25 protein-coding genes and 1 tRNA gene are annotated in these 24,150 nt (G+C 71.1%); 16 read left to right on the forward strand and 10 right to left on the reverse strand.

All coding sequences use genetic code 11. The features are described from left to right. Positions 1–30 precede the first annotated feature (30 nt). Together J5X86_RS29730 and J5X86_RS29735 are read right to left on the reverse strand one after the other, a co-directional pair. Positions 31–558, reverse strand: coding sequence for a hypothetical protein (locus J5X86_RS29730; protein WP_208519782.1), 528 nt, complete (start codon positions 556–558; stop codon positions 31–33). A 380-nt stretch (positions 559–938) separates the two neighbouring features. Beyond that, a complete protein-coding gene (locus J5X86_RS29735; protein ID WP_208519783.1) occupies positions 939–1,589 on the reverse strand; it encodes a TMEM175 family protein in 651 nt (216 codons plus the stop codon). Between the two features lie 174 nt (positions 1,590–1,763). Between J5X86_RS29735 and J5X86_RS29740 the strand changes: the two genes are divergently transcribed. After that, positions 1,764–2,429, forward strand: a complete 666-nt coding sequence (locus tag J5X86_RS29740) for a hypothetical protein (RefSeq protein WP_208519784.1) — start codon at positions 1,764–1,766, stop codon at positions 2,427–2,429. 202 nt (positions 2,430–2,631) lie between these two features. Here the strand turns inward: J5X86_RS29740 and J5X86_RS29745 are convergent, their stop codons facing one another. Both J5X86_RS29745 and J5X86_RS29750 read right to left on the reverse strand, forming a co-directional pair. Next, a complete protein-coding gene (locus J5X86_RS29745) occupies positions 2,632–3,174 on the reverse strand; it encodes a PadR family transcriptional regulator (RefSeq protein ID WP_208519785.1) in 543 nt (180 codons plus the stop codon). 227 nt (positions 3,175–3,401) lie between these two features. Next, positions 3,402–3,478: transfer RNA gene (locus J5X86_RS29750), tRNA-Lys, on the reverse strand. 173 nt (positions 3,479–3,651) lie between these two features. Between J5X86_RS29750 and J5X86_RS29755 the strand changes: the two genes are divergently transcribed. Beyond that, the gene (locus J5X86_RS29755) at positions 3,652–4,245 is read left to right on the forward strand and encodes a lytic polysaccharide monooxygenase (RefSeq protein WP_208519786.1); all 594 of its coding nucleotides are present in this window, start codon (positions 3,652–3,654) and stop codon (positions 4,243–4,245) included. Positions 4,246–4,318: 73 nt separating this feature from the next. Here the strand turns inward: J5X86_RS29755 and J5X86_RS29760 are convergent, their stop codons facing one another. After that, positions 4,319–4,528: a DUF397 domain-containing protein gene (locus J5X86_RS29760; RefSeq protein WP_208519787.1), complete on the reverse strand. Its 210-nt coding sequence runs from the start codon at positions 4,526–4,528 to the stop codon at positions 4,319–4,321. A gap of 17 nt (positions 4,529–4,545) precedes the next feature. After that, the gene (locus J5X86_RS29765; protein WP_208519788.1) at positions 4,546–5,430 is read right to left on the reverse strand and encodes a helix-turn-helix transcriptional regulator; all 885 of its coding nucleotides are present in this window, start codon (positions 5,428–5,430) and stop codon (positions 4,546–4,548) included. A gap of 154 nt (positions 5,431–5,584) precedes the next feature. Here J5X86_RS29765 and J5X86_RS29770 point away from each other — a divergent pair, with 154 nt between their 5' ends. From J5X86_RS29770 to J5X86_RS29795, 6 genes are all read left to right on the forward strand, one after another. Then, the gene (locus J5X86_RS29770) at positions 5,585–5,986 is read left to right on the forward strand and encodes an ATP-binding protein (protein WP_208519789.1); all 402 of its coding nucleotides are present in this window, start codon (positions 5,585–5,587) and stop codon (positions 5,984–5,986) included. A gap of 49 nt (positions 5,987–6,035) precedes the next feature. Next, positions 6,036–6,431, forward strand: a complete 396-nt coding sequence (locus tag J5X86_RS29775; RefSeq protein WP_208519790.1) for a hypothetical protein — start codon at positions 6,036–6,038, stop codon at positions 6,429–6,431. 409 nt (positions 6,432–6,840) lie between these two features. Beyond that, the gene (locus J5X86_RS29780; RefSeq protein WP_308124772.1) at positions 6,841–7,644 is read left to right on the forward strand and encodes a hypothetical protein; all 804 of its coding nucleotides are present in this window, start codon (positions 6,841–6,843) and stop codon (positions 7,642–7,644) included. 53 nt (positions 7,645–7,697) lie between these two features. Further along, entirely contained in the window at positions 7,698–8,582 is an 885-nt protein-coding gene (locus tag J5X86_RS29785; RefSeq protein WP_208519792.1) for a DNA-binding response regulator, read from the forward strand. A 488-nt stretch (positions 8,583–9,070) separates the two neighbouring features. Then, positions 9,071–9,634 (forward strand): ABC transporter permease, encoded by a 564-nt coding sequence (locus J5X86_RS51090; RefSeq protein WP_237299897.1) that lies wholly within the window; start codon positions 9,071–9,073, stop codon positions 9,632–9,634. A 74-nt stretch (positions 9,635–9,708) separates the two neighbouring features. Next, on the forward strand, positions 9,709–10,710 hold the full coding sequence (locus tag J5X86_RS29795) for an ABC transporter substrate-binding protein (protein ID WP_243981770.1): 1,002 nt from the start codon (positions 9,709–9,711) through the stop codon (positions 10,708–10,710). A 34-nt stretch (positions 10,711–10,744) separates the two neighbouring features. Here the strand turns inward: J5X86_RS29795 and J5X86_RS29800 are convergent, their stop codons facing one another. From J5X86_RS29800 to J5X86_RS29815, 4 genes are all read right to left on the reverse strand, one after another. Next, on the reverse strand, positions 10,745–12,004 hold the full coding sequence (locus tag J5X86_RS29800) for an MFS transporter (protein ID WP_308124773.1): 1,260 nt from the start codon (positions 12,002–12,004) through the stop codon (positions 10,745–10,747). Further along, on the reverse strand, positions 12,001–12,783 hold the full coding sequence (locus tag J5X86_RS29805; protein ID WP_014060993.1) for an LLM class F420-dependent oxidoreductase: 783 nt from the start codon (positions 12,781–12,783) through the stop codon (positions 12,001–12,003). Before J5X86_RS29805 ends, J5X86_RS29800 begins: the two co-directional genes overlap by 4 nt. A gap of 80 nt (positions 12,784–12,863) precedes the next feature. After that, positions 12,864–13,880, reverse strand: coding sequence for a zinc-binding dehydrogenase (locus tag J5X86_RS29810; protein ID WP_208519795.1), 1,017 nt, complete (start codon positions 13,878–13,880; stop codon positions 12,864–12,866). A gap of 75 nt (positions 13,881–13,955) precedes the next feature. Further along, entirely contained in the window at positions 13,956–15,521 is a 1,566-nt protein-coding gene (locus tag J5X86_RS29815) for an MFS transporter (protein ID WP_208519796.1), read from the reverse strand. A 346-nt stretch (positions 15,522–15,867) separates the two neighbouring features. Between J5X86_RS29815 and J5X86_RS29820 the strand changes: the two genes are divergently transcribed. From J5X86_RS29820 to J5X86_RS29855, 8 genes are all read left to right on the forward strand, one after another. Beyond that, a complete protein-coding gene (locus J5X86_RS29820; protein WP_014060990.1) occupies positions 15,868–16,617 on the forward strand; it encodes a helix-turn-helix transcriptional regulator in 750 nt (249 codons plus the stop codon). A gap of 285 nt (positions 16,618–16,902) precedes the next feature. Next, the gene (locus tag J5X86_RS29825) at positions 16,903–17,154 is read left to right on the forward strand and encodes an acyl carrier protein (protein ID WP_208519797.1); all 252 of its coding nucleotides are present in this window, start codon (positions 16,903–16,905) and stop codon (positions 17,152–17,154) included. Between the two features lie 38 nt (positions 17,155–17,192). Further along, positions 17,193–18,434, forward strand: coding sequence for a beta-ketoacyl synthase (locus J5X86_RS29830; RefSeq protein ID WP_014060988.1), 1,242 nt, complete (start codon positions 17,193–17,195; stop codon positions 18,432–18,434). Then, complete coding sequence (locus J5X86_RS29835) at positions 18,431–19,576, forward strand: beta-ketoacyl synthase N-terminal-like domain-containing protein (protein WP_208519798.1); 1,146 nt, start codon at positions 18,431–18,433, stop codon at positions 19,574–19,576. The genes J5X86_RS29830 and J5X86_RS29835 overlap by 4 nt, the downstream gene beginning before the upstream one ends. Beyond that, positions 19,573–20,787 carry a beta-ketoacyl synthase N-terminal-like domain-containing protein gene (locus J5X86_RS29840; protein ID WP_208519799.1) on the forward strand — a complete coding sequence of 405 codons (1,215 nt, stop codon included), beginning with the start codon at positions 19,573–19,575 and terminating at the stop codon, positions 20,785–20,787. Before J5X86_RS29835 ends, J5X86_RS29840 begins: the two co-directional genes overlap by 4 nt. Further along, entirely contained in the window at positions 20,784–21,776 is a 993-nt protein-coding gene (locus J5X86_RS29845) for a hypothetical protein (protein ID WP_208519800.1), read from the forward strand. Before J5X86_RS29840 ends, J5X86_RS29845 begins: the two co-directional genes overlap by 4 nt. Continuing rightward, the gene (locus J5X86_RS29850) at positions 21,776–23,026 is read left to right on the forward strand and encodes a beta-ketoacyl synthase N-terminal-like domain-containing protein (RefSeq protein WP_208519801.1); all 1,251 of its coding nucleotides are present in this window, start codon (positions 21,776–21,778) and stop codon (positions 23,024–23,026) included. Before J5X86_RS29845 ends, J5X86_RS29850 begins: the two co-directional genes overlap by 1 nt. Next, positions 23,023–24,126, forward strand: a complete 1,104-nt coding sequence (locus tag J5X86_RS29855; protein WP_208519802.1) for a beta-ketoacyl synthase N-terminal-like domain-containing protein — start codon at positions 23,023–23,025, stop codon at positions 24,124–24,126. The genes J5X86_RS29850 and J5X86_RS29855 overlap by 4 nt, the downstream gene beginning before the upstream one ends. Positions 24,127–24,150 lie beyond the last annotated feature (24 nt).

Consider the following 24,150-nt stretch of genomic DNA (forward strand, 5'->3'; position numbering starts at 1 on the left):
GACGTCTCCTTCAGTGCCGGGTGACGGGGGTCAGTTGCACGGGAAGACGTAGTCGGACTTGTAGTCGATATAGAGGCTGCTGGAGGTCTTGCCCATCTTGGCGGTCACCGGGGCGCAGGCGATGCTGGAGACATAGACCGGGCCCGCGTACTGGCTGAAGTTGCCCGAGTCGGTGTCGCAGCCGGTGCCGTCCACCTTGCAGACCTTGAGGTACATGTACTGCGAGGCGCCGAAGTTGTTGTCCAGGATCGCGCAGCCCTTGCCGCCGTTGGTGTAGCTGAACAGCGTGGCCAGGCGCTGGCTCGGGTCGGTGCCGACGGGCAGCGGAATGGCCTTGTTCAGCGTGTAGCCGGTGCCGCACACGGTCGCGGCGGCGGCGGTGGGCGCCGGGTTGGCCTTGGCGAACGCCTCGGTCTCGGCGGAGGCGGACGGGGCCACCTTGACGCTGGGCGCCGCGGGGCGCTCGGCGGCCGACGCCTGGGGCGCGGTGAGGGTGAGCACGGCCGCCGCGGCGGAGGCGAGGGCGGCACCGACGGTGGATCTGAGGATCGTGGACATGGACGTACCCCTCCCGTAAAGGCTGCTGAAAGCGGAGATCGCCGGGGCCTCTCCCCAAGGCCCGGACGCGGGAACAAGCGCTTTCCGCGCTGTGGTCGCACGGAACATATGCACTGGTCATGGCCTTGGACAAGAGGTCTGGAGGAGCCTGGGGAGCGGAGTCGGACCCTCCGCCGACGGGTGGTCACGGAGGAGGTATGGGGTGCGTCGCCGCGCGTCCCCAATGAGGTGATAAAGCGACCCATGTGCAACGAGCTCGGTATACAGAGGGTTGAGGTGTGTTGCTGGTCACTATCTCTGGACTCGGCGGGCGGGCGCCCCGGCGGCCGTGACGTCCCGTCAAGAAGTGGCTTGCGTAACCGAGTTCACCGCCTCCGTGGTCACGAGGGCAGGCGGGATGCCGCGACCGCCGCATGCTTGTTCCTCTTGGTGTGGTGCCGTCCGAGGCAATACCGGACGGGAACGGCCAGGAGCCACCAGTACTCCGCTGCGTCGGACGAGATGATCACCGCCACCGGCACCGAGCTCCCGAAGACGATCGCGACACCCACCGCGTGCTGGAGTGACTGCGCGATCAGAGCGCGCGGAATGTCGATGTCGCACAGGCCGGGGTGTCGGAGGAGGCGGATCGCCATCGCCGCGATCAGCAGAGCGGCCAGGGTGATCGTGCCGGCGTACAGCGAGGTCGCGATCGCGCTGCTGTGGTACTCCGTGACGATCTTCGTCGGAAACGGCAGGGCGGCGACGAGGGCCATCAGCGCCAGATCCACGTAGAGCAGCGGGCCGTCCACCACCTTGGCCATCCGGAACAGCCGATGATGTGAGATCCACAGTGCTCCGACCACGACAAAGCTGAGCAGATATCCGGCGACGGACGGGAGCGCCTCCTCCTTCAGTGCGTGCCCGAGTTCAGCCGTGGGGAGATCCTCCGGGACCGTGATCTCCAGGGCGAGGAGCGTGATGGCGATGGCGAAGACCGCGTCGGAGAACGCTCGTATCCGCTCGACGTCGATTCCGTGCAGAGATCTCACCGTCAAGAGCTCCTTGTTCATGTTGGGTGCGGGTGCGGCCCGGTGGGACTCTGCACACTACTAATGTGACATGTCAAATCTGCTCATGTTGCTGAGGAGTCACCCTTCTGTGGGGCCTCAGGCGCCATAGGCGTTACTTTTGACATGTCGAGACTGACATGTAGATTGAAGCACATGAGCTTCTTCGAGGTCTTGGCCGCCGTAGCGGTCGTCGTTGCCCTCATCGCGCGCCAATTGCGTGGAGAGGCGCTCACCGGCCGGCGGCTGATGCTGCTGCCCGTGGTTCTCACGGTGATCGGCATCGCCGACCTGAGCCGGCACGACCGTCATCCGACTTCCGTCGACGTGGTGTGCCTGGTGATCGGAGCGCTGCTGGCCGCCGGTATCGGCGCGGCTCAGGGCGCGACGATCCGGCTGGAGCGGCGCGCCGGGGTGCTGTGGGCGCGGATGCCGGCGGTCGGCCTGTGGCTGTGGGCCCTGCTGGTGGTCACCCGCGTGGGAATGATGGCCGTCGCACACGTGGTGGACGCGAACGTGGCGGCGTCCTCGGCGACCATCCTGCTGATGCTGGGCGTCAACCGGCTCGGACAGGCGCTCGTCCTCGTCCCGCGCGTGATGTCCTCCGGCATGGTGTTCGCCCCGGAGCGGGACGGCAGGACGTTCCCGGAGCAGGTGTCGCAGCGGTTCACGTCCCCGCCACTGGACGACGAGGCCCCCGGGCGGCCGTACGGCGCCGCCCCGGCGGCGCCGTACGCCGACGGGCATCAGGGCGATCGGCTGGACCTCATTCGCAGTCGCAGGCAGCAGCGCCGGGCGCGCCGGTTCACCGACTGGAGGTGACGGCCCACGGTGGCCGAAATCCCCCATCAACGCGGCTCGGCGTGCTGCGCCGCAATGACCCGTTCGGCTTTCACGGCAACTGGCTGCCGGACGAGTGACGGCGTCGCCGACCGGGACGCGGCGGCGGAGCACGGACGGGGGGCGCCACGGATTCCGTGGCGCCCCCCGTCCGTTGGGCCGTGGCCCTCGGAGAAGGCGATGCCTACGCCGAATCGGACCCTTGGCGCCTGTTCACGTGCTCGATTGCCCATAGCGCCCAGTCGTGGGTCGCCTGGTACTGGCGCAGGCCGTACTCCGCGGCGAGCTGCCCGAGGGTGTCGCGGCCCTGTCGTGGTTCGGCGTCTTGGTCCTCGCGGAGCCTGCGGAGTTCGGAGATGCGCTTCTCGGCGTGTTCGACGAGGTCGCGCAGCGCGGTGACGGTCTCGTCCGGTTCCAGTGCTTCGAGCAGGAACAGCCGCAGGACCTGCTCATTGCGCACCACGCCCTGCCCCCATGGCGCGAGCAGCCACTTCCTCAGCTCCTCACGGCCCTTCTCCGTCACCGCGTAGGTACGGCTACGGCGAGCGCCCTCATGCGTCACCTCGACGAGCCCTTGCTCCGTCATCCGGATCAGCTCGGGGTACACGCTCGTGTGGCCGGCCTGCCAGGCGTACCGCCCGAGGTCGCGCTCGAACTCCTTGCTCAGTTCGTAGCCGCTCGCGGGCTCGATGGCGAGGAGGCCCAGCAGTGCGTGCGACAGAGACATATGGGAATCTTACATGTCATCTTCGGCAGGTCTCGCGCGCATAAGCAGCACTGCTGGGGTCGATTGACGCGTCAAAGGGAGACTATTCGGCGGGTGCGTTCGCGGTTCCGCGGGAGACCGCCTCCCAGCGCTCCCACTCCGCGAGCCGCGGTGGGTGCCCGGAAGCGAGACCACGACTGATGGGCGCCCTCGGGAACCGAGGACGCCCAGGTCGGCGATCTATTCGCTGGTGCGCCGCCAGGGACTCGAACCCCGGACCCGCTGATTAAGAGTCAGCTGCTCTAACCAACTGAGCTAGCGGCGCCTGCCGACGTGGAAATTCTACCCGATCTCGGACGGTGGTCAGGACGCCATGGAACCCGCCGCGGCCTTGCGCCATTGGTATGGACATGACTATTGGCCCTGGATACTCTCAACTTGGTCTAGACCGCCGTGCACGGCTCATCGAAGCACTCCCCACGTCTTCAGGAGCGAAGCATGCGCAAGAAGATCAGCGCCGCCGTCATCGGCATCGGTCTCGCGGCGATTTCCGTCCTCGCGACCGGCGGCAGCGCCTCCAGTCACGGCTACACCGACTCACCCATCAGCCGCCAGAAGCTGTGCGCCAACGGCACGGTGACGGGCTGCGGTGACATCCAGTACGAGCCCCAGAGCGTCGAGGGCCCGAAGGGCTTCCCGTCCGGCGGTCCCGCGGACGGCGCGATCTGTGCGGGTGGCAACAGCCGGTTCTCCCAGCTCGACGACCCGCGGGGCGGCAGCTGGCCCGCGACCAGGATGACCGCCGGGCAGAGCTACACCTTCAACTGGCGGTTCACGGCCTCACACTCGACCACGGACTTCAAGTACTACATCACCAAGAACGGCTGGAACCCCAGCCAGAAGCTCACCCGTGCGAGCCTGGAGTCCCAGCCCTTCCTGACCGTTCCGTACAACGGCCAGCGTCCGCCGTCCACGCTCTCCCACTCGGGCACCATCCCGAGCGGTAAGAGCGGCAGACATGTGATTCTCGCCGTGTGGACCATCGCGGACACCTCGAACGCCTTCTATGCCTGCTCGGACGTCCAGTTCTGATCGTTGTCCGGTCGATCCGGTAGTGCGGGTGGGTGCGGTGCCGTCCCGGGACGGCACCGCACCGACGTGACGATCAGGCGTCGAACGCGCCCGCCTTCGCACTGCGGACGAAGGCGGCCAGAACCGGTGGCACGGTGGTCAGGACGGTGCCGGGAGCGTCGCTCTCCCGTAGCTGGACGTGGCCGCCGGCGACGGCGACCTCGACGCACTGGCCCTCGCCCGCGGAGTACGAGGACTTGCGCCAGTGGGGGCGGTGGTGCGTGGTCGTTTCAGAGGTGTTCATATGTGGGGCCCTCTTTCTCATACCAGACCAGCGATGAGGGCCTTCGTGTCATCCGTGGACAGCGCGCAGTCCACGATATGGCCGAAGGCGTCGGCGAAGACGTTGACGTCGTCGACTCCTTCGACGTACGAGGGGCCGCGCAGGTTCTCCTGTGTGACCACATCCGGCATCGGGCCCGGGAAGGCCACAAGTGTGAACGCGCCCGCGTCCCCCGGGTTGGGCGGCGCGTCGATCGGCATCACCTGCAGCGTGACGGTGGGCCACTCCGCCACCTCCAGCAGCCGCCGTAGCTGAGCGGCCATGATGTCGGGCTGCCCGGTGAACCGGCGGCGCAGCGCCGCCTCATGGATGACGGCCCACAGCCGCAGCGGCTGGCGGGAGCGGGTGAGGACGGCCTGGCGGGCCAGGCGCACCTCGGCGAGGGCGTCGACCTCGGCGGCGGTGCGGGCCACGGCGTTCGCCGCGATGGTCTCGCGGGCGTAGTCGGCCGTCTGCAGCAGACCGGGGACCACCAGCGGGGCATAGTCGCGGACGCTCTCCGCGTCGCTCTCCAGCGAGATGTAGTCGGCGTAGGCGGGGGCGACGACGCCACGGTAGGTCTGCCACCAGCCGCGTTTGCCCGCGTCCTTGGCCAGGCCCTCCAAGGCGATACGGGTGGTGGGGTCGGTGACGGCGTAGGCCCTCAGCAGCGTTTCGACCTCGGCGGCGCGGATCGTGGCGTTGGCGTTCTCGATCCGGGAGAGCTTCGGCGCGGTCCAGCGGCGGGCGTCGGCCGATCCGTTCGCGGCCGCGTTGAGCGCCGCTGCCGCCGCGTCCAGTGTCATCCCCGCTTCGGTGCGCAGTTGTCGCAGCGTGGAGCCCAGGCGCCTGCGCCGAACGGTGGGCACTGGCTGGTAGGACATGTCGCCAGTCTGTCGTATTGCCAACTACGCCTACCAGCCGGGCATATGCCAGTCTTGTGCGACTGGATCGAAACATTGCGAGTGGGACGTTCCATAGGCCAGGATCGCTAGGGGACACGGCAGCGCGCCGTGGTGTGGAGGGGCCCCGGATCATATGGCTGAGAACATCTCGCAGCGATACGAACTGCGCCTTCGCGCTCATCCGCGGATGCTTGCCGACATTCGCCGTGCCGTCGGTGCGCGCCTGCGGCTGTGGGGGCGTGAGGAGTTGATCAGCGCGGCGGGGATGTGCGTCACCGAGTTGCTGTCCAACGTCCACAAGCACGCGGCCTCTCCCGAATGCGTCCTCACCCTGGAGAGGCTTCCGCACGGGATCCGTGCGGCGGTCAGCGACTCCGAGGCGGCGCTGCCGGTGGTCAAGGAGCCGGACTTCCTCTCCGAGAGCGGCCGGGGGATGTTCCTGCTCAGCAAGACCGCCCATGAATGGGGCACGGACCTCACCCCGACGGGCAAGACGGTCTGGTTCACCCTGCGCTCGGAATCGGTGGAACCGTGACCAGCGGCGCCGGTAGCGTGGAGCCGCTCATGAGGGCAGGGGGTGGGCCATGGATCCGGTGACGGCGGGAGCGCTGCTCACGGCGGTGAACGCGGCGGTGTCGGGCGCCGGCGGCGAGGCCGGGCGGCGGGCCCTGGAGTCCTTCGGCACGCTGGTCCGCAGGGTGCTGCGGCGGGGCGACGGCGAGGGCGAGCCGGCCGGTGAGCCGGAGCCGGTCGCCATTCCGTACGACGACGGCGAGCGGTTGCGCCAGTTGGCCGATCTGCTGGTCGAACGGGCCCGACAAGACCCGGAGTTCGGCCGTGACCTGGCCTCCTGGATGCGCGAGCACGGCGAGGCGGCCGGGGAGGCGGGCGCCGTGCACAACTCCATCGCGGGCAATGCCCGCATCACCGGCCCGGTCATCCAGGGACGGGACTTCCACGGGCCGATCAGCTTCGGCTGATACCGGCGGCGGCCCCCTGGACGAGGGGGGACGGGGGAGGGGACGTCCGGTGCCGAGCTGGCAGCAACCGGACACCGGCCCCCACTCCGCGTCGTCGAACGGAGCCGGATCGCTGCGGTCCGTAGTCCCGCCGCGTCCGGAAGCCGGACTCGCCGGTAACTTGTGGACATGCGCCCCCGGCGCATCGGCGGCGCGACCGCACGACGCGGGCCGCCGCACCCGGTTTTGTCAACTCTTTACCTCACGCCCCGCGTTGACGTGGTCGCTGTGCGCGAATTAGTGTCGTCGTGGATTTCGCACAATGCTGCCTCCGCAATTCGGGGCAGCGGAATTGACGAGAATCAGGCCGGTATTCGCATAACCAGGTCACTGTCGCCCGGCAGGGGAAGTCATGGTTGGTCTTGTGAGGGTGTCCGAGCCTTCGCCGCTGAGCACGGAGACTCCCTCGTCAGGCGCCGTCGACTATGTCGAGCACGCGCTGCTGGCCGCCCGTGATCTGATCGAGTCGACGGTCACCCGGCACCGAAGGGAGCTGGCCCAGGACTCCTGGGCGGGGACGGCTCTGGGGAAGGTGCCGCTCGCCGAGGTGGTCGACACCCTGGTCGACTGCGCCGAGCGGACCGTCAGCGTGGTGCTGTCGGGCAACGACGAGCAGACGCGGGCCGTCTGCGCCGCGCTCGCCCGCCCGGCCAGGGGAAGCCGGCGCGCCGTCGTCGTACGGCTGTTGTGCGAGGAGCCGGTGCTGGCCTCGGGTGCGGTACGGGCGCTGGCGCGCACCGATCCGCGGTGCGAGATCCGGATCTGCGACGGCGGGCTGCCGCCGTTACCCGAGGCACTGCTCATCGACGGCCAGGTGGTCTACCTCAGAAGGGGACCGTCGGAGCCGGGGCGGGGCCCGGGGCAGGCGTCGCTCGTCGAGGACCCCGCCACGGTGCGGGCCCTGGAGATGATGTTCGCCGGGACCTGGGGGAACGCCGTGGCGCTCGCCGACCATCCGCGGCTGGGCGGGCGGTTGTGCCCGGAGTCCGTACGGCGGATCCTGGAGTGTCTGCGCACCGGCCACACCGATGAGGTGGCGGCGCGCACGATGCAGGTCTCCTTGCGCACCTACCGCCGGTACGTCGCGGAGATCATGCGGGAACTGGGGGCCAACTCCCGCTTCCAGGCGGGGGTGCGGGCGGTGGAAATGGGGCTGCTGCCCGGCCGTCACTGACGGCGCTCGAGACCTTGACCACGTCACGGGGCGGGAAGTACGGGAATGTCGACATGAAGGACCGCGGACGCGATCCTGGACCGGAGGCCGCGCTCGCGGGGGACCTGCTGGAGGGGACGCTACGGGAGGTACGGGACCTCATCGAGTCCACGGTGATCCAGCACCGCGCCCGGCGGAGCCGGGACGCGCGGTTCACCGAGGTGGGGGTGGAGGACGCCGCGTTCCTCGCCGCCGCCGAGGAGGTGATCGGCCAGGCGGGGCGGAGCGTGGACGCCGTCTTCCCCGAGTGCTCGGCCCGGATGGCGCCGGTGCAGGCCGCGCTCGGCGCGCTGGTGGAGGACCTCGGCGACCCGGTCGGGGTGCGGGTGCTGCGCGGCAGATCCGCCCCCGGCTCCGGAACCGCCGGATCCGGGTCCGCCGGTTCCGGAACCGGCCCCGGGGCCGCCGCCGGAGCGTCGCCCGGGCCCGTGCCGCGGCCCATCCCCGGGCCCGCACCGTCCGCCGAGGCGCCCGCCGCGGCAGCGCCCCCGGTGCAGGTGCGGATCGCGGCGGTGGCGCTGCCCACCGCGGTGATCGCCGACGGCCGGACCGCCCTGGTGTGCACCGAGGCCGAGGAGGGGCGGCAGACCTCGGTCATCGAGGACCCGGTGGTGGTCGCCACCCTGTACGGCATGTTCGGCTCCATCTGGGGCGGCGCGGTGCCCGCCGCCCGCCCGCTCGACTTCGGCAACCGCGCCCGTACCGAAATGGTCCGCCGGGTGCTGGCCCGGCTGCGCGACGGGGTCACCGACGAGGCCGCCGCCCGCGATCTGGCGATCTCGGTGCGTACGTACCGCCGCTATGTCACCGGGATCCTGGAGCTGCTGGCGGCCAACTCCCGTTTCCAGGCGGGGGTGCGCGCCACTGAGCTCGGCATCCTCGGAAATAGTTCCACATGATAATTTCGTTTTCCCCATCGACATTGTGATCCGGAGCGTGCTGGCGATAGGTTGCCTGCGGGCGTGCCGAGATCTGGCAACAGCCGGTAATGCAAGGGGATTTGGGGATGACCGAAGGGCACGGAAGGGGCGCGACCGCCACGGCGGGCGCGGACGGCGAGCCGAGTACGGACGAGCCGCATTCACCCCGACCGGGACATGCGCGAAAGACCGGCGACAGCGGCGGAAATGGTGAGAAGTCACGGGCCGATGACAGTCGGAAAATGACCGGAGCGGCATCTGGCGCAGCCTCCGCCGACCGGCGGAGAACGCTGTTCCGGGGTGTGCTGCCGCCGCTGGTATTCGGGCTGTTGCTGCTTGTCGTCTGGGACATCGTGACCCGGACCGGCGCCGTTGCGGAGTTCTATCTTCCGGCTCCGCTCGACCTCGCGCGGCATTTCCTCGACGACGTGTTCCACGGTGATCTCGTCGACTACACCAAGGAGACGGTGTGGGAGGCGCTGGCGGGCAGCGGTATCGGGATCGGAGTGGCGCTGCCGCTCGGCTATCTGATCGCGCGCAGTGAGCTCGCGGCGGCGGCGCTCCAGCCGTATGTGGCCGCCTCGCAGGCCATGCCCGCGGTGGCGCTGGCCCCCCTGCTGGCCCTGTGGATCGGATACGGACTGCTGCCCATCGCGGTCCTCTGCGCGCTGCTGGTCTTCTTCCCCATCCTCGTCAACACCGTGCTGGGGCTGCGCTCGCTGGACCCCGATGTGATGGGGGCCGCGCGGGTGGACGGGGTGGGGTGGTGGGGGATGCTCTGGTACATCGAGCTTCCGCTCGCCCTGCCCAGCGTCCTCGCGGGGGTGCGCAACGGCCTCACGCTCTCCATCACCGGCGCGGTCGTCGGCGAATTCGTGATGGGCGGCGACGGACTGGGACAGCTGCTGTCGGTGCAGCGCCAGGAGGCCGACACCATCGGACTGTTCTCGACGCTCGTCATGCTCGGCCTTCTCGCCGCCGTCCTGTACGGAGTGGTCCGCCTGGTCGAGCGGCTCGTTCAGCGCGACTGACAACTTTCATCCCAGAGGAGAAGTACGTGCGTTTCGTGCAGACGTCCATGAGGCGTGCTCGCAGACACCGGGTCATGGGCGCGGCCCTCGCGTCGATGGTGGCCCTGGCCACTTTGACCTCATGCGCCGAGGAGCCGAAGAACGCGGGGGCCAAGGGCGGGACAAGCATCACGGTGGGGCTGACCTACACCCCCAACATCCAGTTCTCGCCGTTCTATGTGGCCGCCGAAAAGGGCTACTACAAGGACGCCGGACTCAATGTGACGCTGCGCCACCACGGCGCGGCCGAAGATCTCTTCGGGGCCCTCTCCTCGGGCAAGGAAGATGTGATCTACGCGGGCGGTGACGAGATGCTCCAGGCGCGCGCCAAAAATGTGCCCGTCGTGGACATCGCCACCTTCTACCAGAAATATCCGGTGGGGCTGATCGTGCCCAAGGATTCCGAGATCCGCACCCCCGCCGACCTCAAGGGCCGGAAGATCGGCACACCCGGTCCCTTCGGCGAGACCTATTTCGGTTTGCTGGCGCTCCTCAAGGAGGGCGGACTTTCCGCCAAGGACGCCAAGGTGCAGAACATCGGCTTCACCCAGCAGGCCGCCCTCACCGGAAACAAGGTGGAGGGGGTGATGGGCTATCTCAACAATGACGCTGTCTCGTTCAAGGAGGCCGGCAAGGACGTCCGGTCGATTACCCTCGACTCGGGCACGGCCGGAGATCCGCTGGTGGGCGTGGGTCTGGGCGCCAAGAAGAAGACGCTCGACAAGCGCGGTGACGACATCGGGAAGTTCGTCGACGCCTCTTTGCGCGGACTGCGCTATGCGATCGACCACCAGGACGAGGCCATCAAGCTCAGCGAGAAGTACGTACCGGGGCTGCGCGGCGAGAAGCAGCGGAACAACGCCCGCGCCGTGCTCAAGGCCACCGCGCCGCTGATGAAGAACGACCAGGGCGAGCTGGGCGCGATCGACCCGCAGACCTGGACCCGGATGGCCGACTTCATGTACGACCAGGGGCTCCTGGAGAAGACCGTCACGCCGGAGGACGCCTACGACACGTCCTACCTGCCCAAGTCGTAGGCTCTTTGCGCGAGTTCGAGATTCGGCGGGCGGTTCAGGTGTCCGCCGTCCGGCCGTACAGCGCGGCGGTCACGGCGAACGCGGCCGCCGCGCCCAGCGCGAGCGCCAGCCAGCTACCCGTCGCCGAGGCGTGGGCGACGATGAACAGCCCGAGCGGCGGCCCGGAGGCCGTGCCCAGGTTCCAGGCCAGCGACGCGAGCGCGCTCGCCCGGCCCACCGCTTCCTCGCCCGACCAGCGCAGCAGCAGCGGATAGAAGGCGGAGGAGTACATCAGCTCGCCCGCCGCGAAGACCACCGCGAAGGCCAGCAGCAGTCCGTACCGTACGGCCGCCGGGGCCGCCTGTCCGGCCAGTGCCGCGCCCAGACCGCAGCCGAACGCCACCGCCCACAGCACCGGACCGCCCGCCAGGACCACGGTCTCCGGCAGCCGCTCCAGCCGGCCGCGCAGCAGCGGCTGCAGGGCGATCAGGGCGAAGGAGTTGGCCGCCACCACCACGCTGACCCAGCCCAGCGTGACCGCCATCCGGTCATGCAACAGCAGCGGTACGGTCGCCTCGATCTGGGTGAAGCCGACGATCGCGAAGAGCGCCTGGGCCAGGATCAGCAGGGCCATCGGGCGGGCGCGCAGCAGGGAGCGATAGGTCGGCCCGGGCCCGGACGGCTGTGCGCCGTCGGGCCGTTCCTTCGGCTCGGCCCTGGTCCGGGGCCGTACGCCCAGGATCACCGCGATCAGCGGCAGCGCCGCCAGCCCGTTGGCCAGGTACAGCCAGCGCAGCGTCCCCGCCGGGGTGTCCGCGCCGTGCAGCGCGAGCCCGGCCGCGACCGAACCCAGCCCGATCCCGGCGTTGTTGACGATGTGCCGGATGGCGAAGGCCGCGCGGCGGCCGCTCTCGGGGACGGCCGTGTCCACGACGCCCACGATCGAGGCGTAGAAGAGCCCGAAGCCGACCCCGACGCACACCCCCGAGGCGAGCACCAGCGGTACCGAGTCGGCGGGCGCCAGCAGGGCGTATCCGGCCGCGAGCGCCGCGGCGCCCAGCGCGCCCACCCGGTGCGGGCTGCCCCGGTCGGCCAGCGGCCCGCCGGCCAGGGCGGCGGCGAAGCTGGCCGCTGCCATCGCGATGAAGTAGCCGCCCGCCGCCCGGCCGCCGAGCCCCAGCAACTGGCTGATGTAGATCGAGGTGAACGGGAAGCACAGCCCGTTGCCCAGGCTGGAGAGCAGCAGCGCGCCCATGAGCAGGCCGAAGCGGCGCCCCAGGGGCGTGCGGGGCGCCGTCGCGCGGAGGGCCGTCACGAGGTGAGCGCGGCGCGCACCTTGAGCAGCTCCTCGGCCTTCCGCAGGTCGTACGGGGCCGGGAGGGAGAGCACCACATGGACCGCCCCGGCCTCGGCGAACCCCTCGACCAGCGGTAGCTGGTCCGGGTTGACCATCACCGTGCGGGCGACCTGGCCCGGGTCCCGGCCGACCCGCTCGCACCACTGGTCCAGGACGCCGCTGAGCTCGCGGAAGTCGGCGACCGGGTCCTCGGAGGCCCAGCCGTACCAGTTCCACCAGTCGGCCTCGCGGGCCACCAGCTCCAGGGTGCGCCGCCGCCCGGCGCCGCCGATCAGCAGCGGAAGCGGGCCCGCGGGGCCGGGGTTGAGCTTGGCCAGCCGCTCCTTGACGGCGGTGACGGACGCGGCGAAGGCGTCCATGCGCCCGGCCGGTCCGGGGAAGGGCAGCCCGTACTCGGTGTGCTCGGCCTCGAACCAGCCCGCGCCCAGCCCGAGCACCAGCCGCCCGCCGCTGAGCTGGTCGACGGTGCGGGCCATGTCCGCCAGCAGATCCGGATTGCGGAACGCGGTGCAGCTCACCAGCGGTCCGATGGTGGCCCGCTGGGTCTCGACCGCCATCGCGGACAGCAGCGACCAGCACTCGTAGTGGCGCCCGGCGGGGTCGCCGGTGTGCGGCAGGAAGTGGTCCCAGGTCCACAGCGAGTCGACCCCGAGGGCGTCGGCCTCGCGCCACGCGGTGCGCAGCTCGGCGATTCCGGTGTGCTGGGGGTGGAGTTGCACGCCTACGCGCAGGGACACGGAGGTGAATCCTTTCTGTGGGGGACTGTGTGGGCGACTCTGTTGGTGGCTCTGTTGGCGAGGCGGCCGAAGCGGAGCCGTTACGGCGTGACGACCACGCGGTAGACGGGGGTTTCGGCGGCCTGCTTGAGCGCCTTCTCGACCTCGTCCAGCGGGTAGCGCGCGGTGACCAGCGTCTCCAGCCGTGCGGACAGCCGGCCGCCGCGCAGCAGTTCGGCGGCGGCGCGCCAGTCGTCCGGCTCATGGCTGAAGGAGCCGGTGACGGTCAGCTGGCGGCGGTGCACCTCGTAGCCGGGCAGCTCGGCGGGCGGGCCGCCGGGGCCGCCGCCGTAGAGGACGATGGTGCCGCCGTCGGCGACCGCGGCGAGGGCGGCGGCGATGGCCTCCTTGGACGCGATGGTCACGAAGACCACGTCCGCCGGGGGCAGCGCGCCGATGTCCTCGGGGGTGACGGCCGCGTCGGCGCCCGCCGCCGCGATGGCGGCCAGCCGCTGCTCGTCCCGTTCGACCACCGCGACGCCGCGGGCCTGCAGCTGCGCGGCGACGGCGAGGTGGAGATGGCCCATGTAGCCGGCGCCGATGACGGTGACGCGGTCCCCGGCGCGGAAGCCGCCGCGGCGCAGCGAGTGGACCACACAGGCCAGCGGTTCGCCCATGGCGGCGACGGCGGGGTCGGTGTCGCCGACCGACCACACCCGTGAGGCGGGCAGGGCGATGTATTCGGCGAGCCCCGCGCCCATGGTGATCGCGCCGTCCTCCCGCTTGTGCCCCTGGAGCGCGACACAGATGGCGGTCTGGCCGCGCCGGCAGCTTCGGCAGGCCCCGCAGCGCGGCAGCCCGTCGAGGGTGACGAGGGAGCCGACCGGGGGCATGTCCTCCAGTGCGGCGGCCTTGGCGCCGATCCGCTCGACCCAGCCGGAGATCTCATGTCCGGCGGCGGCCGGGTAGACCGTCATCCGGCCCGCGTAGAGATTGGCCTCCATGGTGCAGATGCCGCAGGCCGCGATGCGTACCAGCACCTCGGAGTCACCGATGTCGGGGACAGGTATCTCTCTGATCTCCACCTGGCCTGCCGCCGTGATGACAGCTGTACGCATGTGAACTGCCTTCCGGATTAAGGATGTTGTGCCGGGAGGCTATGTCGGGGCGACGGGGCTGGCAAGGAAGAACGATCACATGCTGGATCGCGCACCGGAAGACGTCCTGCGGAACGCCCACCAGATGATCACTGCTCCGGCAGCGGCAGCGGCCGCGCCGACGACGGAGGCCACATGCATGGCGTGGACGAACCCCTCGTCGGCGACGTCCGACAGCCGGGGCAGCCGCATCTTCGCGCCGATCAGCCGGGTGGCCTCGGGCGACTCCCCGGCGGCGGCGGCGTCACCGGAGGGCAGTCCGCTCAGCCGAGGGGTGACCCGGTCGCGGTAGACGCTGACCAGGACGGAGCCGAGGACCGCCACTCCGAGGACCCCGCCGATCTGCCGCAGCGAGTTGTTGACGGCGGAGCCCGCGCCGGTCCGGTCGGCGGGGAGGATGGCCATGATCGCCTCGGTGGTGGGCGCGACGGCGGCACCCATGCCCAGGCCCTGGAGGATGAGGAAGACCCAGAACAGCGGCAGTCCGCTGCTCTCGTCCAGGAAGACGTAGGCGACGAAGCCGGTGGTGGCGATCAGCATGGCCGCGGTGACGACCGGGCGCACCCCGTGGTTCCGTACCAGCTTGGCCGAGAGCGGGGCGCCCAGCAGCACGCCGAGGGCGACCGGGGCGATGGACAGCCCGCACTCCAGCGGCGTCTGTCCCTGGACGCCCTGCAGATAGAAGCTGGTGTAGTACATCGAGCCGTTGAGCCCGAAGAACGTGAGCATGACGGCGACGCTGGCGCCGGTGAAGCGGATGTCGCGGAAGAGCCGGACGTCGAAGCTGGGGTTGGCGACGCGCAGTTCGACGAGGACGAAGACCGCGACCAGCAGCACGCCCCCGGCCAGCGAGGCGACGATGGCCGGATCGGTCCAGTCGTTGCGGTGGCCGCCCTCGATGACGCCCCAGACGATGGCGAAGAGCCCGGCGGTGGAGAGCACCACGCCCAGCGGGTCGAACTTCTGCCGCACCCGGGTGACCACACCGGGCAGGAAGACGAACGAACCGGCCACGCACAGCACCACGATCGGCACATTGACCAGGAAGACCGACCCCCACCAGAAGTGGTCGAGCAGCGCTCCACTGAGCATCGGCCCGGTCGCGATCGCGATTCCACTGGAACCCGACCAGATGGCGATGGCGGTGGCCCGGTGCCGCTCGTCGAAGACCTGGGCGATCAGGGCGAGGGTCGCGGGCATGATCAGGGCGCTGCCGATGCCCATCGCGCCGCGGGCCACGATGAGTTCGGTGGCCGAGCCGGAGTAGGCGGCCCAGGCGGAGGCCGCGCCGAAGAGCACCATGCCGGTCAGCAGTAAGCGGCGGTGGCCGTAGCGGTCGGCGAGCACACCGCCGGTGAACAGCAGCACCGCGAAGACCAGGGTGTAGGAGCTGATGCTCCACTGGAGCTGATTGGGGCTCGCCCCGAGCCCTTCATCGGGATCGGCGAGGGTCTTCAGGGCCACATTGAGCACGGTGTTGTCCAGCCACACCGCGAGTTGGGACAGGACGAGCACCGAGAGCGCGAGCCATTGGCGGCCGGTGGGGGAGTGCGCGGAACCGGCCTGCGCGGCATCGGTGGTCGCGGTGTTCTGTGCAGCCATGGGGGCGGCGCCTTTCGGGACCCGAGGGGAGGTGTGGGGGGTCCGCGTCGTATGGCAAGGGATGGCGTGCTGGCTCTAGAGGAAGTTACCAATCCGCCGAGCGGGGGCGCAGCCCCTTGCCGACACGGGGAGGTGTCGTGGCCGGAACGCGAGGGTATTTCCCGGCGGGAAGTGTCCCATAAGGAACGATCTTCCTTGCCGTGTGCCAGGGGGCTCGTTACTGTTCCCGGAAAGGCAACGGGGGTGTCCTTTGAGCCATTTCGGAATTCAACCAAATGGGCGAGTGCCTATTGACGGATTTGACGCGGAGGTGGGCGCGGGGAGAGCGGTTCGAACGGAGCCGGACATGGGGTCGGACAACCTGGAGGAGACTCTGGGCCAGGCGTTACGCCTGCTGGAGTCCGCAGTGCACCACCACCGCCGCTCCGCGCTGGCCTCGGCGTCCGCCGAACTGCCGGTGGCCGGGGAGGCCGTGGCCGGGTGGGTGGCGCGGCTGGTGCTGCGCGCCGAGCGGGATGTGATCTGGAGCCTGCCCGAGGTGACGGGCGAGGACCACGCCCGGCTGGTCGGACAGACGCTCGCCCAACTGGCGGGCAAGGGGGTCAGGACCCGGATGCTCTGCCCGCCGGGCGTCATCCGGGGCGCGGCGTGGCAGCGCTCGGTGGGGACCGTGGCGCGGCTGGAGGTCCGCGTCTGCGAGGGGGTGCGGCAGGAGCTGGTGGTCGTGGACGGCGCGGCGGTCATCGCGCCCGACGCCTCGCCGGGTGAGCCCGGCGGCTCCCGCGCCTCGATGATCCAGAACTCGACCGTGGCCGATATGCTGCACCAACTGCTGTGCGGCATGTGGGACACGGCCCAGCGCCCGATGCGGCCCCTGTCGTTCGAGGGCGGCGCGCGCGGCCGGGTGCTGCGTGAGGTGCTGAAGCTGATGGCGGAGGGCTACAAGGACGACGCCGCGGCCCGCAAACTCGGCCTTTCGGTGCGTACCTACCGTCGCTATGTGGCTGACATCATGCGGGACTTGCAGGTCGAATCGCGGTTCCAGGCCGGAGTGCGCGCCGTGCGCGCCGGGCTGATGGAGTCCGACCCCGACTAGGGGCGGGCCGCATACCCGGGCAGCAGCCAGGTTGTTGGCGGTTTGAACGTTATTGGCACCGTTCTGTCCGCTGACGACCTGGCAACTTCCTGCAGATTCCAAGTTCTGACCGCGCGGTAACCGGCTGCCGTCTGCAGCTTTATGACACCCGGACCAGTCGAACGCTGGTGTTCACCCGGCATGTGACAGCTAGTGGACTCTGGGGTTGTCCCCTCCCGGACCGGCGCCTAGCGTCAGCGGAAGCTTCGTCGCTTTGCCCATGCCCGAAAATGGAGGTGCGCGGTAATGACCGCCATCGTCGAAGAGCGTCGTGAAACCATCAAGGAAATCGTTACCGATATTCTTGAAATCGACCCCGACGAGGTCACTGAGACCAGTCTCTTCAAAGAAGAGCATGACGCGGATTCACTGCGTGCCATTGAAATACTCGCGGCTTTGGAGAAGGCCTTCAATATCGTCATAGAGCAGTCCGAACTCAGCCGGATGGTGAACCTTCAAGGCGTCTACGAGGTTGTCTCCGACGCGGCGGGCTGGTGACCGCCGGATCTTGGCGGTCTCTCGGAAGGCAGGGCGAAATGCGTGGTGAGCCGGGTCGCAGGGTCGTCGTCACCGGCCTCGGTGCGGTGTCCGGGATCGGCATCGGCGCGGCGGAATTCCTCGCCGGACTGCGCGCCGGGAAGAGCGCGGCGGGTCCCATCACCGCGTTCGACACGGAGGGCTTCGACCGATCTACGGCGTGTGAGGTCAAGGATTTCGAGCCGGACCGGTGGATTCGAAATCTCGATGTCCGGACCCTGGGCCGGGCGAGCCGGTTCTCGGTCGCGGCGGCCCGTATGGCAGTGGCCGACGCCGGATTCGCCGAGTCGGAGAGCGCGTTGCGCGACATCCCCTGTCTGATCTCCGTCGGCACGACCGACGGCGAGTCCAGGGACCTGGACCATTTGGTCGAGGAGGAAGTGGACCTGGGGCCCGAGCGGATGGATCCCACGGTCGCCCGGCGGGTGCCCGCCGGACGTCTTTCGAGCGCGATCGCCCAGGAGTTCGGGCTCACCCGGGCCGAGGCGGTCACCCTCCCCACCGCGTGCGCCGCCGGGAACTACGCGATCGGCTACGGCTTCGACGCCATCCGCGGCGGGGACGTGGACCTCGCGCTGTGCGGCGGGGCCGACGCCCTGTGCCGTAAGACCTTCACCGGCTTCTACCGCCTCGGCACCATCGCCCCCGAGCGCTGCCAGCCCTTCGACAAGGACCGCAAGGGCATCCTCACCGGCGAGGGCGCGGGCATCCTGGTGCTGGAGAGCCTGGAGTCGGCGCTGGCCCGGGGCGCCCGTATCTACGCCGAGGTCCTCGGCTACGGACTCAACTGCGACGCGGACCACCCCGTGGCCCCCAACCAGGACAGCGTGGCCCGCTGTATGCGGCTCGCCCTGGACAACGCCCACGTCAAGCCGGAAGAGGTCGACTTCATCTCCGCGCACGGCACCGGCACCAAGGCCAACGACATCACCGAGGCCCGCGCCATCCGCCAGGTGTTCGGGGACGCCGCCCCGCCGCGCACGGTCTCCATCAAGTCGATGATCGGCCATTCCATGGGCGCCGCCGGGGCGCTGGCCTCGATCGCCTGCGCCCTCGCGCTCACCGAGGGCTTCATCCCGCCGACCATCAACCACCAAGAGACCGACCCGGAATGCGGTCTGGACTGTGTGCCCAACCAGGCCGTGGACGCCGATCTGAAGGTGGTCCAGAACAACGGCCTGGCCTTCGGCGGCAACAACGCCGTCGTCATCTTCGGCAAGAGCCGAGCGGACTGGTCATGAGCCAGCTGGTGACCGGCGCCGGGGCCGTGGCGAGCGTGGGCGAGGGCGTCGACGAGGTCTTCCAGGCTCTGTGCGCCGGCATCAGCGGACTCGGCGAACTGCGCGGCTTCGACCCGGAGCGGTACCGGACCCGCCACGCCTACGAGATCGACGACCGCCCGGCGCCCGGCGCCGACCTCCCCGGCCGCGCCACCGACTGGCTGCTGCGCGCGGTCGGCGAGGCCGCGGCCCAGGCCGGGCTCGGCGAGGACCTGAGCGAGGTGCCCGTCCTCGTCGGCACCGGGCTGCGGGAACTGCGCTCCGCCGAACTCGCCTGGCGCGACGGCGCGCCCTTCGACATCGGTCGGCTGCACTTCGGCACCGCACTGCGGACACGTTTCAGCGCGGTCCGCACCCACACCTTCTCCGGGGCCTGCTCGGCCTCCCTCTACGCACTCGCACTCGCCGCCGACCTGCTGACCACGGGGGCCGAGGACACCGTGGTGGTGGCCGGTGTGGACACCCTCACCGAGTCGATGTACGGGCTGCTGGACCGGGTCAACAGCGAGCCCCCCGACCGCGTCCGGCCGTTCGACCGGGACCGCCGCGGGGTGCTGATGGGCGAGGGCGCGGCGGCCGTGGTGCTGCGCCGGGAGGAGCCCGGCGCGGGGACCGGCGCGCTCGGCCGGGTGCGCGCCGTCAGCATGAACTGCGACGCGCACCATGTGACCGCCCCCGACCCCCGCGGCATCGCGCGGGCGGTGCACGAGGCGCAGTGGCGGGCGGGCGTCAAACCCGGCGACATCGATCTGGTGCTGCTGCACGGCACCGGCACCCAGCTGAACGACGCCGCCGAGGCCGCCGCCATCGCCGAGGTCTTCGGCCATGAGGTGCGCGGGCCCCTGATGACCGCCATCAAATCCATGACCGGCCACACCTCGGGCGGCTCCGGTCTGCTCAGCCTGATCGTCGCGCTGGAGTCCCTGGCGTCGGGCCGGGTGCCGCCCACCCTGGGGCTGGCCGAACCGCTGCCCGAGGCCGAGGCGTTCCGGTTCGTCCGGGAGGAGGCGCGGGACGGCGGGGATCTGCGGGTCGCGCAGATCGACGCGTTCGGCTTCGGCGGTGTCAACGCGGTCGCCATCGTGGAGAGGGCCGGCCGATGACGCAGGGCCCCGGCGAAGTCGTCGTCACCGGCGTCGGCCTGGCCCTCCCGGGTGCCGACACCCCCGACGCGCTGCTGCGCCGCACCGCCTGCCCCGTCACCGGACCCGCCGCCGAACCGTTCGACACCGCCGCCCGGATCGGCCGCCGCGGCCACCGCTACAAGGACCGGGCCACCCGGCTGGCGCTGTGCGCCGCGCTCGACGCGCTGCGGAACGCCCGCCTGATCCCCTCCGACGGCGAGGAGGTGACGGTGCCGGGCGACACCGTCGGCGTGGTCGCCAGCTCCAACCTGGGCAACCTCGACACCGCCTGCCTCACCGCCGCCGCCATCGCCGAGCGGTCGGCCGTGGATCTCAGCCCCATGAGCCTGCCGAACGCCTCCAGCAATGTGATCGCCTCCTGGGTCGCCATCCGCCACGGTCTGCGCGGCCCCAACCTGATGCTCTGCAACGGGGCGACCTCCGGCCTGGACGCCGTCCACTGGGGCGCCGCGCTGGTCGCGGCGGGCCGGGTCCGGCGCGCGGTGGTGATCGGCGTGGAGACGCACAACGCCGTCGTCGAGGATCTGCTCGGCCGGCCCGCCGATGAACTGCTGGACGGCGCGGCAGCGCTCGTGGTCGAGGGCGCCCGGTGGGCCGAGGCCAGGGGGGCGCGAGCCACCGCCGCCCTCGGCCCGTATGAACGGCGGGCCGGGCTCAGCGGCTGTGTGGAGGCCCTGCTGCCGGGCGGCGCCGCGCCCGGCGTCTGGTTCACTCCCGAGCGTTACGCCGAGGGGCCCGCCGGGGCCCGGGCCGGGGCCGACGGGCCGGCCGGGGCCGTACCGCTTCCGCAGTCAGTGCCGCGCTACGACGTCACCAGCGCGGTGGGCCGGGCCTCCGGGGCCCTCGGGGTGCTGCAGTGCGCGGCGGCCATCGGCTGGCTGGCCCGCGCCGAGGCCGGGACGGACGCCGAGACCGGCGCTGGGCAGCAAGCCGCCGGGCCGGAGGCCGGGCCGGCAGCGGGAGCCGGGAGTGGCACCGGCTTCGGCGCCGGTCCCGGGGCCGCGCCGGGTCCAGTGCCCGTGTCCGTGCCCGCGTCCCGCCAGGCGCTGATCACCAGCGGTGACGACACCGCGGACGCCGTGGCCGGACTGCTACTGCGCCCCACGCCCGACCGGTGCCACCCGCACCCCCCACGTGCCCCCCTTTCTGCCATGGAGTGTTCCCGATGACCGCCGCCGCCCCGCCGATGTCGACCAAAGCCCTGCTGACGGACGCCACCACCGTCCGGCTGCGCCCGCGCTACGAGGGCTCGAACATCTGCACCTGGATCGGCTTCAAACACGTCAACTACCTCGTCGAGGAAGCCGTGCTGGTGCACTTCGCGGACTCCGGGGCGCCCGCCCGCCGGCTGTACGAGGAGCACGGTCTCGGGCTGGACGTCGTCGCCCTGGAGACCCGCATCCTGCACGCCTTCCACATGGACGACGTGGCCGAGGCCGAGGTGACGCCGGACACCGCCGACGACGACCGCACCCTCGGCTTCCGGGTGACCCTGCGCGTGGAGCGCGACGGCTCGGTCCTCAAAGCCGTCGCCGCCAAGGTGCGGGTCTCGCTGCGCGCCGACGCCTATCTGCCGGAGCCCACCGAACCCCCCGGCGAATTCGCGCCCTTCGTGGTGGACCGGCTGGGGGCCGAGGGGCCCACCGGCGAGCTCGCGCGGATCCGGGTGTCGCTGCCGGACGGCGACGAGGACGCCGTCCTGGCCTCGCTGACCGAGGGCCGCAACGCCTACGCCTGGAAGTGGAACATCCCCTATCCGTACTGCCACTTCACCGAGCGGCTGCAGATGTCCGGCTATCTGCGGCTGATGGAGGAGGCCAAGGACCGCTTCGTCCTGGACCGCGGCATCTCCATCAAAACCCTGCTGGACGACCGCAGGTGGATACCGGTCGTCCCCCAGTCCTCGGTACGCGTCATCGACGAGGCGGTGATGGAGGAGGACCTCTACACCGTCTACACGGTCGAGGAGATCTTCAAGGACCTCACCTACACCGCACGGATGGACTGCTTCGTCGTCCGCGACGGCGCGCTCACCCTCACCGCCACCGGCCGGATCACCCACGGCTACGCGGTGATCGAGAACCGCAGTGACTGGCGGCTGGTCCCCTTCGACCGGCGGGTGCTGGACGCGCTGGCCGGAGAGCAGAGCGGCACCTGATGGACGACGTACTGGTCACCGGCCTCGGCGCGCTGTCCCCGCTGGGCGCGGGCGTCGACGCCTTCTGGCGGGGGATGCACGCGGCGGACACCGCGCCGGTGCGGGTCCCCGATCCGCTCGCGCATATGGACCATCCGCTGATGTACCTGGTGCCGGAGGCCGACCTTCCGGACGGTCCTGAGGAGCAGGACGGGCTGCCGCTGGGGCGCGGCTCCCAGTTCGCGCTCGCGGCGGCGCGCGAGGCGGTCGCGGACGCGGGGCTGGCCGCGCTGCCGGGGCCGGAGGGGCCGTCGGGGCCGGATGCCACGGGCGCCGGGCTCGATCCGCGCCGGGTGGCCGTCGCCCTCAGCACCGGTATGGGCGACACGGATCTGCACGAGGGCTGGTGGACCGGCGAGGCCCCCGCGTCCGGCCGCTGGGCGCCCGCCTTTCCGCTGGCCTCGGTGGTCGGCGGGTGGTTCGGTGCGCAGGGCGTCAACACCTGCGTCAGCAACGCGTGCGCCGCCAGCGGCTACGCGCTCTCGATGGCCGCCGATCTGATCCGCTCCGGCGAGGCCGACGTGGTCATCGCGGGCGGCGCCGAGGCGTACTCCCGGGTCGCCCTCGCCTGCTTCAACCGGCTGGGCGCCATCGACCCCGAGCGCTGCCGCCCGTTCGCCGCCGAGCGACGCGGCACCGTCTTCGGCGAGGGTGCCGCCGTGCTCGTCCTGGAGTCCGCCTCGCACGCCCGCGCGCGCGGCGCGCGCACCGTCTACGGCCGTCTGGCGGGCGCCGGTTGGAGCTGCGACGCCTACCACGCGACCGCCCCCGAGCCCTCCGGCGAGCAGATCGAGCGCGCGATGCGCGTGGCGCTGGGCGAGGCGGGGGCCGGGGCAGGAGCCGGGTCCGGGGCCGAGTCCGGCTCCGGCGGGCTGGGGTTCGTGATCCCGCACGGCACCGGCACCGCGCTCAACGACGTGGTGGAGAGCCGGGTGCTGGACGCGCTGACCCCCCGGACTTCGCTCTACAGCGTCAAGGCGCTCATCGGGCACACCGGCGGCGCGGCGGGCGCGTTTGCCGCGCTGGCCGCCAGTCTGGTGCTGCACCACAAGACGCTGCCGCCGAATGTGCCGGTCGGCACGCCGGACCCGGAGTGCTCGGTGCCGCTGGCGTACGGCTCCGCGCCCATGACCGGGGCGTACGGGCTGGTCAACGCCTACGCCTTCGGGGGCAACAACATCTCGCTCGTCTTCGGGGAGGCCGCCGCGTGAGCGACGCACGTGCGGCCGCCGGGCCGCGGATGGCGACGAAAGCCGCGCCTCCGCGCCGCGTGGGCGGAGAAGCGAACGAGGAGGCGGCGCGCAGCGAACCGGCCGTCGGCCTGGTGGTGACGGGCATCGGCACCGTGGGCGCGGACGGCTTCGACTTCCGTACGGCGCTCGGCCGGCACGGCTACAAGTACCTGCCCGCCGCTTCCCAGTACTTCCTCGCCGCGGCCAAGTGCGCGCTGGCACAGGCGGGCCCGGACGCCCTGGAGGCGGTCGGGCCCGAGGAGCGGGGCGCCGCGGTGGGCACCAACAGCGCGGCCGTCGCCCTGCACCACACGATGGACCATACGGTGACCGCCACCGGGGCCGGCGATCTGTCCCCGGTCACCGCCCCCTACTTCTCCATCAACCTCTTCGGCAGCCGACTGGCCACCGAACACGACCTCAAGGGTTTCAACCTCACCTTCACCAGCCCCCGGGTCGCGGGCCTCGAGGCGCTCCAGAACGGCCGGCGCGCCCTCGCCACCGGCCGGGCCCGGTGGCTGCTGGCCGGGGCCACCGAGGAGGCGCTGCCCGAGGGCGAACCGGGGGCGGAGACCTCGGAGGCCGGAGCCGTCGCGCTGGTGCTGGAGCCCGAGACGGCCGCCCGGAGCCGGGGGGCGGCGGTGCTGGGCCGGGTGGGCGTCCGCTCGTTCTTCCTGCCGCCGCGGGTGGCCGCCTCCGCCGAGGGGGCCGAGCGGGCCGCGGCGCTGCTGCGGGACGCGCTGGACGCCCTCGGCCACCGGCCGGACCAACCGCTGGCCGTCACCGCCGTCCTGGACGGCTCCCCGGTCGGCGAGGCCGTGGCAGCGGCGCTGGAGGAGAAGGTGCTGGACGAGCAGGCGCCGGGCGGGCGGACACCGGCCGGGAAGCCCGAGCGGGTCCCGGCGGGCGCGGGCGCCCTGGAGCCGGTGGCGCGCGTGGCCGCCGCCCTCGGCGCACCGGCCGGGCATGTCCACGCCGTCGTCACCGCGGCGGCCGAGGGGAACGCCGCGGTCTGCCTGGTCACCCCGGGCGGGGCCGCCGGTGCGGAAGCGAGCAGCGCGGAAGCGAGCAGCCGATGAGCGGACGACGGAGGGCGAGCGGCC

Origin of the sequence: Streptomyces sp. NEAU-YJ-81 (assembly GCF_017592595.1) — a bacterium.
Taxonomy (GTDB): Bacteria; Actinomycetota; Actinomycetes; order Streptomycetales; family Streptomycetaceae; genus Streptomyces; species Streptomyces hygroscopicus_B.